General features: G+C 48.3%; 10 protein-coding genes and 1 pseudogene. 6 read left to right on the top strand and 5 right to left on the bottom strand.

The window, feature by feature from the left end; translation table 11 throughout:
- Nucleotides 1–2 precede the first annotated feature (2 nt).
- On the top strand, nt 3–3092 hold the full coding sequence (locus tag O3276_RS01975; protein ID WP_269674125.1) for an efflux RND transporter permease subunit: 3090 nt from the start codon (nt 3–5) through the stop codon (nt 3090–3092).
- Nucleotides 3093–3193: 101 nt separating this feature from the next.
- Here O3276_RS01975 and O3276_RS01970 read toward each other — a convergent pair whose 3' ends face one another.
- From O3276_RS01970 to O3276_RS01960, 3 genes are all read right to left on the bottom strand, one after another.
- A complete protein-coding gene (locus O3276_RS01970; RefSeq protein ID WP_269674124.1) occupies nt 3194–4711 on the bottom strand; it encodes an AarF/UbiB family protein in 1518 nt (505 codons plus the stop codon).
- 110 nt (nt 4712–4821) lie between these two features.
- Entirely contained in the window at nt 4822–5256 is a 435-nt protein-coding gene (locus O3276_RS01965; RefSeq protein ID WP_269674123.1) for a hypothetical protein, read from the bottom strand.
- Between the two features lie 421 nt (nt 5257–5677).
- Nucleotides 5678–6727, bottom strand: coding sequence for a potassium channel family protein (locus tag O3276_RS01960; protein ID WP_269674122.1), 1050 nt, complete (start codon nt 6725–6727; stop codon nt 5678–5680).
- 183 nt (nt 6728–6910) lie between these two features.
- Between O3276_RS01960 and O3276_RS01955 the strand changes: the two genes are divergently transcribed.
- The 4 genes from O3276_RS01955 to O3276_RS01940 all read left to right on the top strand — a co-directional run bounded on the left by O3276_RS01955 (nt 6911) and on the right by O3276_RS01940 (nt 9388).
- Nucleotides 6911–8125 (top strand): multidrug effflux MFS transporter, encoded by a 1215-nt coding sequence (locus tag O3276_RS01955; RefSeq protein WP_269674121.1) that lies wholly within the window; start codon nt 6911–6913, stop codon nt 8123–8125.
- 163 nt (nt 8126–8288) lie between these two features.
- Nucleotides 8289–8543, top strand: coding sequence for a type II toxin-antitoxin system HicA family toxin (locus tag O3276_RS01950; protein WP_269674120.1), 255 nt, complete (start codon nt 8289–8291; stop codon nt 8541–8543).
- Nucleotides 8540–8872 (top strand): type II toxin-antitoxin system HicB family antitoxin, encoded by a 333-nt coding sequence (locus O3276_RS01945; protein WP_269674119.1) that lies wholly within the window; start codon nt 8540–8542, stop codon nt 8870–8872. The genes O3276_RS01950 and O3276_RS01945 overlap by 4 nt, the downstream gene beginning before the upstream one ends.
- 63 nt (nt 8873–8935) lie before the next feature.
- Complete coding sequence (locus O3276_RS01940; RefSeq protein ID WP_269674118.1) at nt 8936–9388, top strand: deoxycytidylate deaminase; 453 nt, start codon at nt 8936–8938, stop codon at nt 9386–9388.
- On the opposite strand, the gene O3276_RS01935 is transcribed toward O3276_RS01940, so the two are convergent.
- The gene (locus O3276_RS01935; protein ID WP_269674117.1) at nt 9381–12737 is read right to left on the bottom strand and encodes a hypothetical protein; all 3357 of its coding nucleotides are present in this window, start codon (nt 12735–12737) and stop codon (nt 9381–9383) included. The genes O3276_RS01940 and O3276_RS01935 overlap by 8 nt on opposite strands.
- A 65-nt stretch (nt 12738–12802) precedes the next feature.
- Nucleotides 12803–16075: a hypothetical protein gene (locus tag O3276_RS01930; protein ID WP_269674116.1), complete on the bottom strand. Its 3273-nt coding sequence runs from the start codon at nt 16073–16075 to the stop codon at nt 12803–12805.
- 259 nt (nt 16076–16334) lie between these two features.
- Here O3276_RS01930 and metH point away from each other — a divergent pair.
- Nucleotides 16335–20041: pseudogene (metH, locus tag O3276_RS01925) on the top strand (methionine synthase).

Below are 20041 nucleotides of genomic sequence, written 5' to 3'. Positions count from 1 at the left end.
CCATGATACTGTCTGATTTATCCATCAAACGACCGGTATTTGCCACTGTCGTCAGCCTGCTGCTGATCACCTTCGGGGTGATCTGCTTCCAGATGTTACCGGTTCGGGAGCTCCCGGATATTACCCCACCGACGGTGATGGTGTATACCGGCTATGCCGGGGCTTCTGCCGAGGTTATTGAAAGCAAGATCACCAATGTCATTGAGGACCAGCTCGGTGGTATTGAAGGGGTGCGTTTTATTGAAAGCACCAGCCGTAATGGTACGTCCCGGATTAATATCGAGTTCTCTCCCGACCGGGATATGGAAACGGCAGCCAATGACGTTCGGGAAGCCATGTCACGGGTTATCTGGCGACTGCCGGATGAAGCCGAGTCACCCATTGTCTGGAAGAACGATGGCAGTGGCGAAACCATTCTCAATGTCAGCCTGCAAAGTGACACCATGTCTTTGATTGAACTCACTGACTATGCACAACGTACCTTGCAGGATCGCCTTTCCCTGGTGGATGGCGTCAGCTCCGTTGACCTTATGGGTGCCCGGGAATATGTCATGCGCATTGAACTGGATGCCCGGGCCATGGCGGCCCGGCAAATCACCACCAGCGATGTCCGCAGCGCCCTGCGTCGTGACAATGTCGAGCTGCCTGCCGGTGAATTAACCGACAGTTTGAGAACCTTGCCCGTCCGGTTAAACCGTGACTACAACACCATTGACGATTTCCGTCGTCTGCTGATTCGTCAGGATGGCAGCCGCAGAGTCTATCTTGCGGATATTGCCTCTATCCGCACCGAGGCCAAAGAGATCGAGACACTGGCAAAAGCCAATGGCCGGAACGTGTTAAGCCTTGGCATTGTGCCACTTTCCCAGGCCAATCCGCTGGAAGTGATACAGAATGTGAAAGATGAGATCGATGCGTTCACCCCTTTCCTGCCGGAAGGCACCTATATGACCACCACGCGGGACTCTTCCATTTATATCCAGTCCGCCATTGATGAGGTGTATGCCACCCTGGCCATGACGATTGCCCTGGTGGTGCTGGTGCTTTATATCTTTCTTGGCAATGTGCGGGCCACCCTGATCCCGGCCGTTACGGTACCGGTGTCGCTGATCAGTGCGTTTATCGTTATCCATCTGCTGGGCTACTCCATCAACCTGCTAACGCTGCTGGCACTGGTTCTGGCCATTGGTCTGGTGGTGGATGATGCGATTGTGGTGCTGGAAAATATCCACCAGCATCTGGAGCGTGGCGAACCACCGCTGGTCGCCGCCTGGAAAGGTGCCCGGGAGGTGAGCTTTGCCGTGGTGGCAACCACGGTGGTACTGGTGATGACCTTCGTGCCCATCATATTTATGGAAGGCTCTGTTGGCCAACTGTTCTCGGAATACGCCATGACCCTTATTGGCGCAGTGGTTTTCTCAAGCCTGATCGCCCTGACCCTGTCGCCTATGATGAGTTCCCGGTTGCTGAAGCTGAATGTCAAACCGTCAAAGGCAAGCCAGCTGATCGAAAAAGCACATCAATGGCTCACTGACGTTTATCGTCAGGCTCTGGCGAACATGCTCAAATACCCATGGTTGGGTCTGATGTTACTGCTGGCGTCACTGGGGTTGACGGCACTGCTCTACCCGATGATTCCCCAGACCTTCACACCGGCAGAAGACCGGGGCGAGTTTATTGTGATCGTCAAAGGTCCTGAAGGCGCTAACTATGACAGCATGGAACAGAGCATGTTGCAGCTGGAAGCGAAACTACTGCCGCATCTGGGCCAGGGAGTGCTGAAATATTTGTACGTTCGCTCCCCGGGCTGGGGCAGCAGCGGTGGCAGTAACTCCGGTATTCTGATCGGCACACTGGAAGACTGGGATGACCGGGAGGTCAGTGCCGCCGAAGTCATGGGTCAGATACGTCAGCTGATGGCCGGTATTCCCAATGTTCGGGCCATTCCTGTGATGCGTTCCACCATTGGTGGCCGTTCCGAAGCCCCGGTGCAATTTGTACTGGGTGGGGGTTCCTTTGATCAACTGGTGGCATGGGCCGATGTCATTGCCGAAAAGGCCCGTGACAATCCCGGGCTGCGGGATGTGGATATTGACTTCAACCAGAATCAGCCACAGCTGGAGATCACCATTGACCGGGAGCGGGCCCAGGAGCTGGGTGTTTCGGCAGAAGACATCGGGGCAACCCTGGAAACCATGCTGGGCGGTGTAACCGACACGACCTTTATGGAGCGTGGTGAGGAATATGATGTTTTCCTGCGTGCCAGGGAAGATGACTTTGCCAGTGCTGTTGATCTGGCTTCGCTTTATGTCCGCTCCCATACCAGCGGCACGTTAATCCGCCTTGACAATCTGGTAACCGTGCAGGAAGTGGGTAAAGCTGCCATGCTGAAGCACTACAACCGGAACCGGGCCATTACCATCTCCGCAAGCCTTGAGGGCAACTACTCCATTGGTGAAGCCCTGGAGTTTCTCGATCAGCAAGTGGTCGAGCACCTGCCACCGGAGGCTATTGTCAATTACAAAGGCGAATCCCTGGACTATCGATCAAACAAAAGTGCCATTTTCTTTGTCTTTGCGATGGCCATGCTGGTGGTGTTCCTGGTGCTGGCTGCCCAGTTTGAAAGCTTTGTTCACCCACTGATTGTTATGTTCACCGTTCCCCCGGGCATTTGCGGAGCCTTGTTCGGTCTTTATCTCAGTGGTGAAACCCTGAATATTTTCAGCCAGCTGGCGATGATCATGCTGATCGGATTATCGGCCAAGAATGGCATTCTGATTGTGGAGTTTATCAACCAGCTTCGGGATCAGGGGTGGATCTTTAACGAGGCAGTACTTGAAGCATCAGCGTTGCGGCTGCGCCCTATTCTGATGACCGCTCTTACCACTGTGGTTGGTGCCGTTCCTCTGCTACTGGCCTCAGGGGCCGGTTCAGAGTTCCGGTTCTCTATCGGGGTCGTGGTTTTTGCCGGTGTTACCGTTTCCAGCCTGTTAACCCTGTTTGTGGTGCCTGCCATGTATTCATTGATGGCCAGAAGAACCACCTCTCCTGACCATGTGTCAAGACAACTGGAGAAGCTGCTGACTCAATAACTCTTTCGCTGATTTTGTCAGGCCGGGAAGTAACTCAGGCTAATACCGGTTGCCGAATTATCGGTTATCGGTTAAGCCTGATAACTTATTACCAATTAACTCTAAGCTGGCACCGGTGGTGGATATGCAGTGCTGGACCCAGCATGACTGTGCGTCTGTGCGGGATGAGCAGGCGGCATCTGCATCTGCCATTGCCGAATTAATTCATCAACCTCACGTCTGAATTCATCAGGTGGTAAGTGTATTTTTGAGAGTAATTGAGACACTGCATATTCCAATTCCTCATCAGTTAATTGAATGGTGCTCATTAGTTCAATTAGCTGTTGACGTAATTCTGGAAGCTGCCGTAGCAGCATCAGCAGAGCATTTTGACCAGCAATGTTTCCGAGAGGCACACTTGAACTGGCATCACGGCCCAGCAGTTTGATCAATGAAGGCACGATTCTGTCCAACGACCTTCTTGCTTCATCGGTAATAGTGATCTGGGAGTCAATTAATACCTTGGCCCTGAACAACGCTACAGTTTCTTTTGGCATCTTCACATTACAGTTATAGGCTCTGTTAAACAGGTCAATGACTTTTTGATCAATCTTGCCCTCTCCACGATAGGGCATCAGATTCAGGACCTCCTGCTTCAGCTTATCCCAATTTGCTTTATCAGATTCATATTCACCCAAAGTTTTCAGACATTGAACTACCTGATCTGCATATTGACTTCTCCTGGCTACACCGGACTCTTCACGGAGTTGCTCCATCGCGCCAAGAATGGTATAGGTGGCTTTCACCGCATCCCTCGAGACTTTTTGTGCATTACCCAGATCAATAAAGTAAATGTTCAGTCTGCCATCCTCAACGGTAACCATGACATTGCCATCATGCATATCTGCATTAAAAAACCCCGTCTGGGCATAACAGTAAAACCAGTGTTCGAATGCCAGTTTTTTCAGACTTAACCTGAAGGCGAGTAAATGATCGTCCGATATATTCGTCTCATCGATATTCAATAGCTTTGCCGCAAGACTCCGAAGTTTTGGCTGGTCGTGTTCACTTAGCGTAACCCCATCAATTTTTTCCATGCCCAAGGCATGGGCAGAGGCAGTATTACCATCAACGGCTGGAACTTTAAAATTAACCGGAAGACTTAGCAAAACCGTGCCGGTGTCAGGATGCCGGATTTCCCACCCATTTGGCCGGGGAGGCAGCGCGTATGCATAATCCGGTAATTCGTCTTGCCGAATATCAAATATATGCTGCTGTGCAACGGCCTTGAAAGCAAAATCCTGTTGCCGTGTTCTGTTGGCCTCAGTGATCAGATTCAATTCTTCCTTGACACTGTCAAAGAATGAGAAAATGGCATGTTTGGTCCCTTTACCAATTGAACCCGGTGCAAGGAAGGTAATCAGCCCCAGTACGAACCTGAGAACCCGTAAATCAGAGTAAACCCTGGTTTCACTTGACTCGGAAACGGTCTTGACAATCAGACTCTCTCCGCTTTTCAGGATGATCTCATTGACCTCACCAATTGAACCAGTACCGAGATTACGCCTTTCATTCAATCGCTCCGGGTTGTAATCAATACCTGCTTCATCAAGGCAGTGAATCAGCTCTGCCTCGGTCATTGGCTTATTGCTGGTGGCAACGTGAGATAAAGTCCTGGTAAATTTCTCATGGTCATCACCAAAAAGATCTTGGGCAATTGAGGGAGAACTGCATGCAAACTGAATTGCCTTTACCAGAATCCCCCCCCCCGGGCTTTAGCAGCAGCGTTTTGGAAGCTCTCTATACTGCCACCATGCCGATAGATACTGAAGAGAATCCCCATCATTTTGAACATTCTGACCAGGCTGGCAAACCCCTTTTTAATCCTATCACCCAGCCATTCAAGGGAAGATAGAGTACGAGGCTGGCGTCCAACGATGACCTGATCATCAGGCACTTTAGAGGGGTCTTCAGGGTCAAACTGCTGTTCACCCAGGTGTAACTCAGGGGGGACAGCCCTGACAGTGTGACCGGCAGCCATGGGTCCATAAGGTGATTGTTGCGAGGTAAAGGTCGCAGAATGGACACCTTGGGATAATGGGTCAACCTGACCAACTCTTGGATGAGCATGGGGCTGATCCGGGATTTCGCTGGCCGACTCAGTGCGTGCATTAGCTGGCATCATAACAGAACTCCTTATTGTTATTAGTGGAAACATTACTGTTTAAATTAGAAAAATAAGTGATTAAGCCCAATTGAGGAGTAATCACATAATGGTTATTTAGTTATTGAGACCGAATAAAAGATGAAAAGTTCACTATTATTTCTGTTTAAAATATACCAATTACTTAAAAGCATGATTATTCATCAAGTAATGCTCTTGATTTGAAAAGATAAACCCGGCGAAAACATAGTTCACAAATAAAAACTAAAGTATCAATTAAGAACTCTGGTAAACCTGCAGCATTATCGAAAGAGATTGGTTTTTACTGGTTCAAAAGGTTGGCAATGATAGAGAATCATCGAAAAAGGCCAAATTGCGGTATTAATGTTAAATACCGCATGGGTCTCAAGTTCAATTAGGGTTGATTACCGCAGCGCCGGAACTACAGCTGCTCCCACTGAATTTCATGTCCGTGAATCCGATGAGCAGACAGGTAATAAACAACCTGTCCGGCTGTCACCCGGTCATTGCCGGGCGGATTTAATCTCAGGTTATCTCCGGTGGCAGACCCGGCCACTCCAAGGGCTATGGCTTCGTGATGAATTTTAAAAAACTCCAGCAGTCGACCAAACGTCGTCCCCCCAAAATCTTCAGGCACGCGAACACTGTACTGTGTTGGCCCGGTCAATGTTGATAACAGTTGCTGTTGCACACGAGAAGACCCCGGATCCTGGGCTGAGCGAACCAGCAGTTCCATTGACAAATTACTGTGACACTCTATTTGCGGGCAGTGGGACTGAAGCAGATATACCATCTGCTGGCTTTCAAACCAGGCAACAACATGGGCTTTGGTTTTTGTCGCGGCAATACTCAGGCAGGTGGCCAGGGTCTGATCATCGGAGTCACGGAACACGATCACTCTGGCCGCATTGCCAATGCCGGTTCGCTGAATAAACGACGGCTCCGTCAGACTTTCCCCCTGGGCAAACAAAATCTGGTCAGGAAGAGGATTCTCCATTTCCTGGCTGGTACAAAGCAGTATCTTTCGATTCTCACGACGTTTGTCGCCAAAAATCAGCTGTAACATTTTCGGGGTGTGATTCCGCTTCCAGCCAAATATGACAATATGATTATCCAAATCTGAGTAATCCCCTTTGCCCTGCATTCTTCTACTCCATAATCTGAGAAAAAATGATGACAGCTTCCCCAGCCCTCCCGCAAGAAGCACAACGCCACCGGGGAGAATAAACAACGCAGCCAGAACCCGCCCTGAGGCAGTACCCGGACTCAGATCGCCATAGCCGACGGTGGTCGATGTTGTGACATAAAAATAAAACCACTGATCAACAGGCAGAAGCGCTGATTCACCGGCCAGCCACATCAGCGCCCAGGACAACATACAGTGGCCCAGCAAACCCATCAACAAAGCCAGCCAGCTCAGTTTCAAAAAATGATGGTGAAAGAAACGTAAAGTTAATTTCAGAAAACTCAAGTTAACCGCTCCATGAAGGTTCCGGGAGTCCGGGAGGCTGACCGAGAAGTGCGATAGCCTATCAATGCACGATGCTAACACATACGATCATGACATTAACTGATAATTGGCATAAACACGGATTGTTGAACAATCGCACATGCCGCATTCTCCGCCTCTTTTGCAACTTATCAGCGGACCACCATGCGACACCTGACTCCCGAAAAGCACCCCGCTTTTGTTCTGATTTTTCTGACCCTGTTTGCGGTGGTAGGACCTGTGTCCATTGATATTTTTACCCCCTCACTGCCAGCAATCACCGCGTTTTTTGCCACCACCTCCGCGATTGCTCAATGGAGTGTTGGTTTATTCATGCTGGGCTTTTCCCTGTCGATGCTGATTGTCGGCCCATTGGCTGATCGTTTGGGCCGTAAGAAAACCCTGCTGATGGGCTACTCCCTTTACCTTGCGGCAACAGCAATCACTTTGCTGACGGATAGCATCTATCTATTCATTGCCGCCCGTTTTGCCCAGGCCGTTTTTGGCTGCTTCGGAACTGCCGTAGCCAGAATGATGGCCCGGGACTATTACCGTGGCCAGATGGAAGTGAAAATGCTGGCCTATATTGGCGGCTGCCTGACCATTGCCCCCATGGCAGCACCGATTGTCGGCGGTTATCTGCAGGAGTATGCCGACTGGCAGTACAGCTTTTACGTGATGGCAGCCATGGCGGTGATTGCAATACTGGCACTGACGCTCTTGCCAGAACACAAGCCGGAAACAACCATGGAAACCACATCGAAAAATTCTGTGCTGGCAGGCTATAAAGCGGTGCTGACGGATGCCCGCTACCTGCGCTTTACCATCGCCGCCGGTGCGGCATTTGCCGGAGCCTTTGTGTTTGTTGCCGGAGGCTCCTTTGTGGTTATTGGTCAGTTAGGCATTTCTCCGGCCACCTATGGCTACCTGTTTGCTGTGGCTATTGCCAGCTACCTGCTCAGTGCATCCATGGGCCCAAAACTGTCCGCCAACATGAGCCGGAGCCAGAGCACCCTGGTCGCTGGTAGCCTGTTGATGATTGGTGCCATGGTTTCCCTGGTGAGCGGTCTGCTGACGGATGGTCAATCTATCACCGGCTATGTTGCGGGTATCGCTATTTATGAACTGGGTCTCGGTCTGTTTATGCCGCTCTGTCAGGCCAGGGCCACTGAACATATGAAAGAGAATATGGGTACCGCAGCGGGCCTGATTTTCTTTATTGAGATGCTGCTGGCAACACTGATCAGTGCACTGATCGGCTTTCTGCCTGAAGCGGGTACCCTGTCGCTGTCAGCGATCACCTTAATCGCAGTTGCCATCTCCGGTGTCTGTCTGATGAAAACCAGCGATGTTTCAGAAGCCACGCCACAGGCTGCCTGAATCTGTTGCTATCGAAGCGGGTATGAATCACCATACCCGCTTTCTCATTGGGCTTGCCAGTAGGTCCGGCAGTGCGCTTTGTTAGCAGGCCATATATACATACCATTGTCGATAGTACTATTATCCGGTACCATTGAGGCTATACTGTTTACCAAACAAGACAATGAAAAAGAAACATGCCACGACACTGCGCAAACTGTTTGCCAGACCAGTCAGCGGCAGCATTCACTGGGCCGATATTGAAAGCTTATTTCTGGGCCTTGGTGCCAAAGTTGAAGAACGTGAAGGCAGCCGGATCAAGGTGGTACTGTTTGGTGAGGTAAGGATCTTTCACCGCCCACATCCGTCACCGGATACCGACAAGGGCGCGGTGGCCAGTATCCGCCGGTGGCTGGAGAACCACGGAGTGACGCCATGATTAACCAGATGAACATCAACGGCTATACCGCCATCATTACTTACGACCCGGACATTGATCTGTTTCGGGGCGAGTTTATTGGCCTGAACGGCGGCGCAGATTTTTACGCGGCGGATGTCAAAAGCCTGCACCAGGAAGGCAAGGTCTCCCTGAAAGTGTTTCTGGAGGCCTGTCAGGAGGAAGGCATAGAGCCACGCAAGTCTTTCTCCGGCAAGCTGAACCTGCGTATTGACCCGGATCTGCACGAATCCGCCAGTGTGGCAGCAGCGGCCAGTAACCGCAGTTTGAATCAGTTTATTAATGATGCATTGCGCCAGAGCCTGAATTAATAGCTTCTGTGTCTGGTAAGCGTAAAGACGACGTTTTCAGAAAACTCAAGGAACAAATGACCAATGGCCACTGATAGCAAGGACATTAGATCGGTTGATTCTGTGTATATGGAGATGGCCCACTCCCTGGCCAAATTATCAAAGTGTGTGCGCCTTCAGGTAGGCTGTCTGCTGGTCAAGGATGGACGGGTACTTTCCACAGGGGTTAATGGCACGCCTTCAGGCTATATCAACTGTAATGAGGCTGACTACGAAGAACACCACCCCTGGTCACTCAGGCATGAAATTCATGCTGAACTCAATGCGGTTATCTGGGCAGCACGGTCGGGTACTCCCATTGAGGGGGCTACCGCTTATGTAACCCACAGCCCCTGTGACCAATGCACCAAAAACCTGTTAGCGGCCGGTATCCGGCGCATTGTTTATGACATCCAGTACGACCGCAATCCTCAGGAAGAACTATCACAGTTCTGTCGGGAAAACGGCGTTGCCATTGAGCAGGTATCCATTAAATAACATCCGAGACATGCTGTGGATCGATAAAATTACGAAAGTCATAGAACTTATCTGCCCAATCGGAATAGTCGTCAAGGGAGTGGCCATACAGTGAGCGACAGGTCTGGCCTTTTCCCTTCTGGTAGGCGAACTCCCAATAAATATCTTTCATGACATGGGCCGCTGTTGAGAATTGAGCACCAAACTGCACACAAAATTCAGGATGAACGTGACCTATCAGACAGTTAATGTCCTTTTTCAACAACTCGGGGTCCCTGAACCAAAGTGATGCGGGCAAGCACTGAAAGGCTTGCTGAAAAACAGATTCCACCTGTTCATGCACACAGTGCAAAATCGATAACCGTAATTCTGCTTTTAACGCCTGGATCGATTGTCCAGAATAGCTACATTGGGCATACAGCGCCTGATTATCAAAGCTTTTGCATCTCAACAGCCACTGTTTATTTTGGATAAAGTGTAACTGTGCTACCGGATTTTCAATCTTACCCACATATTGATCAATGACTGCCAGAATCCCATTATAATTTTCCCGGCCTATGTCAAGGAGGAGCAACCGATTGGTTAAATCATTTCTGAAAGCGCGGGTATACATCCAGTGACGCTCAACTTCTTTTATTGACAGGCCAAAAGGAATTTTAACGCCCTGGTTCACACTAAAGCGAACCGGTTCAGGCTTGCCAGTCACCAGTTGCCATTGGTTTTCGTCCGGGCTCTGTTGCTGATCGGTTTGTTCCTCAAGCTCTGATTCACGGTCAAGGTTTCGCCCAAACTCAGGATCGGGCATTTGCATAGCAAAATGCTTTTCACTCTGAACGTCAGGTAGCTTTTGCTCCTGGCAATGTTCCTGGCAAGCTTGCTTACTGACAACATCAGGCGGGCTCTTTTTCCTGGCTTTGCTTTTCCTGGCAGGCCCACTTTCTGGTGCCCTTCCCTCAGCCTCTTTACGGTGAAATTTCTTATCTCCCGATAATGAAAGGGCATTTTTTTCAGATTGAATGTCCTCTAACCGGTTCTCCAATTGCAGCACTTTTTCACCAACCAGTTTAATCTCCATGGGGGTTTTAAACCTGACCGACCTTACATTGCTCTTATCTGCATGGTCATGTAAAAAACATCGGTAAACTTTCCAATGCTTCAATGAACCTGACAGGTCTCCCCGTTTTTCAAGCAACATGGCAAGATATTTATTCATTTCAGGCCGTGAGCCAATCACCGCCCGATAGTTAAGTTCTGCTTTATTCAGCAGGCCGGTGAATTGATCACTTGACTCACCCTGAGAGTTGGCGAGCTTTTCGTAAAGAATACCTAACAATGCTTTTACACACACATCTTTAACGTTGTCCTTTTCAATAAACTGAATCGCTAATTGATACTTACCCTTTGAGGCCATGCAAAGTCCGAAATAAAGTGTTTTACTTTTATGCCTGGCAAATTCAAGAAGTGCTGATGCCTTGGCAGGATTACCCTGCATAAAGTAATACAGGGCGACTCTTTCAGAACGCAATCGTGCACTTCGTGACGATCCACGCATCAATAGAATTAATTCATAAGCATAATCCATAGCTCTTTTGACTATTTCAGCAGATTGATTTTTATGGTCATTTATTTCAACTTGAATGAATTCCAGGTATTCAAGTGCCTTTTCCGGATTCAAAGTGGTACAGTAAGGCCAACGGGAAAACCCAAGATCATTCCAGAGCATGGTTAACAGTGCCAGAGTATTGTATTTTGCCGAGTTTTCAGCAACACTTCTAAATACTTCAACATCCTCCAGGACTTCTGCAATTGCAAAGCAAGTACATTTTGCCAGTGCAATCTCTGACTCCTGTTTAGGGCATCTCTCCAATGCCGAGCTTAATGTGGCTAATTGGACCCTGTCCGTCGTTTTCCAGCGATAATTTACCAAAAATCCTGCAGCGAGAAAGTTTAAAACCCAATAGTCAGCAACACGACAAATGCCTTTTTCAATGCTGGCAATCGTCATTTTATGAAGAATACGGTTGTATGTTTTTACCTGTCCCGGAACGGCTAACCTGACAGCGGCATTTTTTCCGGAAGAGTAACCATGGGATGACATTGAGTATTCCATGGTTACCTTGTTGTAAAATTGCCCCAATGCCTGAAGAAAAGCAAAATAGGCAATCTCTTTCTCATGAACGGCCAACTCTGTTTCTAATAAAAGTGCGTTAAAGTAGTTGTCAAGAAAGTCAATATTGCCAGCATTAACTACTTCAACATAATGATCATCATAATATTCCTGGTAGAGATGGTGAAAAATAATCACTATTTTATCAAGTTTGGTCAAACTAAAGGGGGATCTTGCAACTTCAGCCAATTGTCCCTCCTGCTGTTCCCTGGCACTGTTACTGTTTACGGCTCCCGGTTCATCCCGGTATCGACACTCTTCTACATCACCTGAAGCAGGGCTATGCATTTGGCACCGATTATAGCCAGCCATAACCGTTTCATGGTGAACTTTTTCAATAATAGATCTTATTCTAACCATGGCCTCTTTGCATTCTGACTCTTTAGCGAGTAACTTTGAAGATAAAGAACTTAAACTATTGCTATCACTGTCCCCTTCTGATGAGACAACTGTTTTTTTCAACTTCTCAAAAGCTTCCAGAAAAAGCTTGTTTTTATCAATAGACTCAATAGATTCTTCCAACTCCTTATCAATGGCCTTCATTTGCTCACATACTGAATAAAATTTCGTTAAGGATTCAATTTCAGGAAAGTATTTATCGTTATCGGGCAGCCACCATAAATTCAACACCTTGATGAGAGCATTGCCATTTGATGGTGGTATTAAGTCTCCGAGAGAATGAATCATACTGAATGCTTCCTGCTCACTTGACATGCCGTACAACATTCTTATGAGGAAATTCTTCTGAATATACAGAGCCGCCAACTTAAACCTGATCAATTCCTGATGGGGTATCTCACCATGAACCCTGGTGAGATCAATAATCTGTTGTTTTATTTCGTCAAGCTGCCGGGCTAATATCTCCGGATCCTGAGCTGCCTGATGCTCAGTCTGCTTTGTGCGCTCCGGTTGCACATCCTGTTGAGCACCTTCACACAGCGATTCCTGCGCCACATTATATTGGCTGGCTTGCAACGGATCATGGGTAATGACGCCATGAGACTGTTCGGGCACGGCAATGACACGAACTTCCCTGTTCACAATGCTCTTCCCTTGACCATCTCTGAACGTGCCCGCTTCCGTGAAATCGTTATCACCGACCAATACTGTTGGTGTAACGTTCAACGGTTGTGTATCAGAACACACCTCCCCGCCCTCAAAGCTGTGCCTTACCGGGGTGTGGCTGCTACTTATTGGGTTCATAATCTGTCGCCTGTTTATTTATATTGATCAATAGATACCCTGGAAAAGATTCTCAGTAAGACCCTCTAAATAATGTCCGAAAGATGTTGAGGATCGATAAATTTACGAAATTTATAGAACTTTTCAGCCAAATTGGCATAGTCCCCGGGGGAGTGGCCATACAGTGAGCGACATGTCTGGTCGGTTACCCTCTGGCAGGTAAACTCCCAATGAATATCTTGCATGACATGGGCCGCTGTTGAAAATTGAGCGCCAACCTGTACACAAAATTCAGGATGAACGTGATCTATCAGGCATTTAATGTCCTTTTTCAACAACTCGGGATTACTGAACCACAGAGGCGAAGGTAAGCACTGAAACGCATGCTGAAAAACAGACTCCACCTGTTCCCGCACACATTGCAAAATAGATAACCGTAACTCTGCCTTTAATGCCGGGATTGTTTGGCCAGAACGACGACAATGGACATAAAGTGCACGGTTATCAAAACTCTTACATCTCAACAACCACTCTCTATTTTGTATGAAGTGTAACTGTGCTACCGGATTGTCAGTTTCGCCCACATATTGATCAATCAGTTTCAAAACCCCATCATAATCTCCCCGCCCAATGTCAAGGAAGAGTAGCCGATTGGTTAAAACATTTCTTAAATTGCGGGTATTTCCCCAGTGACGCTCGACTTCTTTTATTGAAAAGCAAACAGGAATTTTAACGCCCTGATACACAACAAGCCGAAACGGGTCAGACTTTCCAGTGACCAGCTGCCATTGGTTTTCGTTCAGGCCCTGTTGATAATCGTGTTGAGGATCGGTTTGTCCCTCAAACTCTGATCCACTGGTAAGATGTAGCTCAGCCCCGGGATTCGGCACTTGAATAGAACAACGCTTTTCGCTGTGGATGTCTGCTGGCTTTTGTTCCTGGCAAGCCGGTTTCCTATCGGCAGCAGGTTGGCTCTTTTTCTTGCCTTTCCTTTTCCTGGCATGTTGACGTTCAGGCTTCTTTTCCACAGTTCCCTGGCCATAAGATTTATCATCACCCAATAGTGACTCTGCCTTTTTCTCAGATTTAATTCCCCCTATCAGGCTCTCCAATTCCAGAATTTTTTCACCAACCAGTTTAATCTCCATGGGAATTTTAAACCTTACCGACCTTATATTACTTTTATCTTCCTGATCATGTAAAAAACAGCGGTAAGCTTTCCAGTGTTTTAGCGAGTCTGACAGATGACCTCGTTTTTCAATCAACATGGCTAAATATTTATTCATTTCAGGCCGTGAGCCAATCACGGCCCGATAATTAAGCTCTGCTTTTGTGAGCAATTCATTATATTCTTCAGATGACTCTTTCTTAGAGCTGGCCAGCCTTTCGCACAGAATACCTAACAGTGCTTTAATACAAGCATCTTTAATTTTATCCTTCTCAATAAACTGAATGGCAAACAGGTATTCACCCTTTGATGCCATGCAAAGCCCAAAATAAAGCGATTTGCTTTTACCCCTGGTAAATTTAAGAAGTTCCGATGCCTTTTGAGGATCATTCCGCATAAAGTAATACAGGGCGATTCTTTCAGAATACAGCTGTGAAATCGGGGTCGATCCCTGCATCAATTTATTAAATTCATAGGCAATATCCATGGATTGCTTCAGCAATTCGGCGCTTTGATTATCATTACTGTTTATTTCATATCGAATGAATTCCAGATATTCAAGTGCTTTTTCCGGATTCAAGGTGTTTGAGTATGGCCAACGGGAAAACCCGAGATCATTCCAAAGCATGGTTAATAGCGCAAAGGTATTGTATTTTTCAGAATTATCAGCAACACTTCTGTACGCTCCAACATCCTCCAGGACTTCTGCGATAGAAAAACAGGTATATTTTGCCAGTGCAATTTCCGATTCCTGTTTAGGGCTTCTCTCCACCGCCATGCTTAGAGAGGTTAATTGAGCCCTGTCTCTGGATGTCCAGCGATAATTCATCAGTAATCCTGAACCGAGCAGGCTTAAAACCCAAAAGTCAGCACTCTGACAGACATCCCTTTTAATACAGTCCATCGCCATTTTATGAAGCCTGGCATTGTAAGTTATTGCCTTATTATAATGAGCTGTTTTTACATAATTACTTTTTCCAGCACAGTAACTGACTGTACACTCCATAGCTATCTTGTAGTAAAAATGTCCTAATGATTGTAGAAAAGCAAACCAGGCGATCTCTTTCTCATAAACGGATAACTCTGTTTCCAATAAAAGCTCGTTAAAATAATTATCAAGAACATCAATATTGGTAAGATTAAGTGATTCAATATACATTTTATTGTTATGTATTTGGTAAAGATGGTGGAAAATAACCACTACTTTATCAAGCTTGGTCAAACTGAAGTCAGACTTCATAGCTTTGGATGACCGATCTAATAACTCCCTCTGAATACTATTGCTTTTTACGCCTTCCGATTCATCCCGGCAAGGATTATCCTCTACATTACTTAAAGCAGAGCCATGCACTTGAGATTTATTCTGGCTGGCCGTAAAACATTCATTGCTCCCTTTTTTAAGAAGTCTGCCCAAGACCTCTTTGAACTCTTTTTCACTGAAACATTCTGAAGTAAGAGAACTTGCAGTGCTGCTATCACCGCTTCCTTCTAATGGGATCAGCTTTTTTTTCAACTCGTCGTTAAAAAGCAACCGGCCTTTGTCAAAAGGCTCGTCAACTGTATTCAAATTCCCGAGAGCTGTCTCCAAATACTCACTAACAGAATTAAGCCTCTTAAAAGAAATAATGGTTGTTTCAGGAAAGTATTTCGCGTTACCGGGAAGCCACCATAAATCCAGCACCCTCATGAGAGCAGCACCATTTGATGACTGTGGTAATAAGTCTCCAAGCGATTCCAACTTACTGAATGCTTCCTCCTGACTTGCCATGCCGTACAACATTCTTGTGAGGATATTCTCCTGGATATACAGTGCAGCTAACTTAAATCTCATCAATTCCTTTTGTGGTATCTCACCATGAACACTGGTGAGTTCAATGATCTGTGTTTCTATTTCATCAAGCTGCCGGGTCAACATCTCCGGGTCCAGAACTGTTTTTTGTTCAACATGTTCGGCACTCTGCGGTTTAATTTCCTGTGACGCACCTTCACATAGCGCTACCTGAGCCGTTTCACTCTGGCTCGGTTTCAATAGGGCACGTGTACTGACTCCATGAAACTGTTCGGACACTTCAATTACACGAACCTCCCTGTTAACAAAGCTCTTCCCATGACCATCTCTGATCGCGGCTGCATCAGTCAGCGCTTGATCACTTGTTGGAGTAACCATCAACGGCCGTGTATCAGAAGACATCTTCCCATCCCCGGAGTTAAGCCTTATCCGGGTGTGGCTGCTACTCATTGGCTCCATGATTTATCTCCTGCTTATCTATTTTTTCAAAGCAATTGGATACCCTCGATGGAAGAAGGTTTCACTATTTTGGTACCATAGGTCTTTTATTTACAGAACCCATACACTTACACTGCTTCCTGACCCAACAGAAACCAGAGGCATCCGGGAGCCAAGTTCTGGTACTATGCCCGCTAGAAAAAATAACATTGGTCTGCTATCTATGCTGCAAGCTTCGCCACACCAAAAAAAAGCCCTCTCTGACCTGACACAACTGCTGGAAAAACGCATTCTGATCCTTGATGGTGCCATGGGCACCATGATCCAGGACTATAAGCTGGAGGAAGCGGACTACCGTGGCGAACGCTTTGCCAGCCATGCCTGCGATGTGAAGGGCAACAATGATCTTCTGGTATTGACCCGTCCGGACATTATTCAACAGATCCACCGGGAGTATCTTGAAGCCGGTGCCGATATTCTGGAAACCAACACCTTTAATGCCACCACCATCGCCATGGCAGATTACCAGATGGAAGATCTGGTACCGGAAATTAATCACCAGGCAGCCCGTCTTGCCCGGGAAGTGGCCGATGAATTTACCCGGGCCAACCCGGATAAACCCCGTTTTGTCGCTGGTGTTCTTGGCCCAACCAACAGAACCGCTTCCATCTCCCCTGATGTCAACAATCCCGGCTATCGAAATACCAGTTTCAACGAACTGGTGAACGCCTATCAGCAGGCCGCCAAAGCATTGATTGAAGGCGGCGCTGATATCCTGCTGATAGAGACCATTTTTGACACCTTGAACGCCAAAGCGGCCATCTATGCGGTGCGAGACCTGTTCGACCAGCTGGGCTTTGCCTTGCCGATCATGATTTCCGGCACCATTACCGATGCTTCCGGTCGCACCCTGTCGGGTCAAACGACAGAAGCCTTCTGGAATTCGGTCGAACATGCCCGGCCACTGTCCGTTGGTCTGAATTGTGCCCTGGGTGCCAGTGAGTTACGCCCCTATCTTGAAGAACTGTCCAACTGCGCAGGTACCTGGACCAGTGCTCACCCCAATGCCGGTCTGCCCAACGCGTTTGGTGAATATGACCAGAGTCCCGATGAGATGGCAGAGATTGTTGCCGGGTTTGCCCAATCCGGCCTGGTCAACATTATTGGTGGCTGCTGTGGTACCACACCGGCACACATTAAAGCCATTGCCGACAAGGTTGCTGAAATTCCCCGACGAGCCATGCCGACCATTCCGGTGGCCTGTCGTTTAAGTGGTCTGGAGCCATTTACCATTGATCGGGACTCATTGTTCGTCAATGTCGGTGAGCGCTGTAACGTCACCGGTTCCGCCCGCTTCAAACGTTTAATTATCGAAGAAGATTACGATACGGCCCTGGATGTTGCCCGTGACCAGGTGGAAAACGGTGCCCAGATTATCGACATCAACATGGATGAAGGAATGCTGGATGCCAAAAGCGCTATGACTACATTCCTGAATCTGGTGGCCTCTGAACCGGATATTTCCCGGGTCCCGATCATGGTGGACTCCTCCAAGTGGGAGGTCATCGAAGCCGGGCTGCAATGCATTCAGGGCAAGGGCATTGTCAATTCCATCAGCCTGAAGGAAGGTGAAGATATCTTCCGCCGTCAGGCCCGTCTTTGCCGCAATTATGGGGCCGCCGTTGTGGTTATGGCCTTTGATGAGCAGGGGCAGGCGGATACCGAAGCCAGGAAAATAGAAATATGTCAGCGGTCGTACGACATTCTGGTCAATGACGTCGGTTTCCCGCCCCAGGACATTATTTTTGACCCCAATATTTTTGCCGTGGCCACCGGTATTGATGAGCACAATAACTATGCGGTGGATTTCATCAATGCGGTTCAATACATTCGTGAGAATCTGCCCCACGCCATGAGTTCCGGTGGGGTCAGTAATGTCTCTTCTCTTTCCGGGGGAACAACCCGGTTCGGGAAGCCATTCATGGGGTCTTTCTCTACCACGCCATCAAGGCCGGACTGACCATGGGCATTGTCAATGCCGGGCAGCTGGAGATCTATGAAGAAATTCCCCCGGAGCTGAAAGACAAGGTTGAAGACGTCATCCTCAACCGCTCAGCGAATGGGACTGAAGCGCTGCTGGCCGTTGCAGACCAATATCGGGAAGGTGGTTCTTCCGGCAAAAAAGAGGAAGATCTGGCCTGGCGGGAATGGCCTGTTAACAAACGGCTGGAACATGCGCTGGTCAAAGGCATTACCACCTGGATTGTTGACGATACTGAAGCAGCAAGACTGGCCGCCAGCCGTCCTATTGAGGTGATTGAAGGCCCACTGATGGATGGCATGAACGTGGTGGGTGACCTGTTTGGTGCGGGTAAAATGTTTCTGCCCCAGGTGGTGAAGAGTGCCCGGGTGATGAAACAGGCGGTTGCGCATCTTGTGCCCTTTATAGAAGAAGAGAAAGGCGAGAGTGCCAGATCCAATGGTAAGATTCTGCTGGCCACGGTCAAAGGTGATGTACACGACATTGGTAAAAACATTGTCGGTGTCGTTCTGGCCTGTAACAACTTTGAGGTTATTGACCTTGGGGTGATGGTTCCCTGCGAAACCATTCTGAAAACCGCAGTGGAAGAAGACGTTGATATTATCGGGCTCAGCGGTCTGATCACCCCGTCACTGGATGAAATGGTTTATGTGGCCAGTGAAATGCAGCGTCAGGGCATCAAACGCCCACTGATGATTGGTGGAGCGACCACATCACGGGCCCATACGGCGGTAAAAATTGAGCCGCAGTTCCAGGATGATCTGGCCATCTATGTCACCGATGCCTCCCGCAGTGTGGGGATTTCAACCCGGCTGATGAGTGATTCATTAAAGCCCGCCCTGGTGACAGAGACCCGCTCCGAGTATGAAAAAATCCGGATCCGTCACGGAAAACGGAGCAACAAACGGGCACTGCTCACTTACCAGGAAGCCCTGGATAACGCCTGCAAACCGGACTGGTCCCGATACCAGCCACCGGTTCCGACGTTTACCGGCGTTAAAGTGTTCGATGACTTCCCGCTGGAAGAACTGGTCAATTACATCGACTGGACCCCGTTCTTTATGACCTGGGATCTGGCCGGTAAGTTTCCCGCCATTCTGAAAGATGAAGTGGTCGGCGAAGCAGCCACCAGCCTGTATCACGATGCACGGCAGATGCTGGATAAACTGATCAACGAAAAGTTGATCCGTGCCCGGGCAGCCATTGGTTTCTGGCCCGCCAACCAGATCAATCACGATGACCTGGCCATCTATCAGGATGAAAAGAGAAGCGACATCAAAGCAACCCTGCACCACCTCCGCCAGCAAGCACCAAAACCGGAGGATAAGCCCAATTACAGCCTGTCTGACTTTGTGGCCCCAAAATCGTCCGGTCTGCCAGACTATGTGGGTGGTTTTGTGGTGACCGCAGGTATTGGTGCAGACCAACTGGCCAGGCAATATGAACAAGCCGGTGATGACTACAACAGCATTATGGTGAAAGCACTGGCAGACCGTTTTGCCGAAGCGTTTGCGGAATGTATGCATGAAAAAGTGCGCAAGGAGTTCTGGGGTTATGCCTCCAATGAGCAGCTCAGTAATGAAGAGCTGATCAGGGAGAAATACGCCGGTATTCGTCCAGCCCCCGGCTACCCGGCCTGCCCGGACCATACGGAGAAAACGGCATTGTTCGCTCTGTTGAACGGTGAAGAAAATGTCGGCGTGTCACTCACTGAACACTTTGCCATGATGCCTGCGGCCAGTGTCAGTGGCTGGTATTTCTCCCATCCTGAAGCGAAATATTTCGGCCTGGGTAAAATCGATAAAGACCAGTTGGAAGTATACGCAGAACGTAAAGGCTGGTCTTTAGCAGAAGCGGAACGCTGGCTTCGCCCCAATCTAACCAGTTAG

This window comes from Endozoicomonas sp. GU-1, assembly GCF_027366395.1.
Lineage (GTDB): Bacteria > Pseudomonadota > Gammaproteobacteria > Pseudomonadales > Endozoicomonadaceae > Endozoicomonas.
This window is presented reverse-complemented; position numbering and strand designations above follow the sequence as displayed.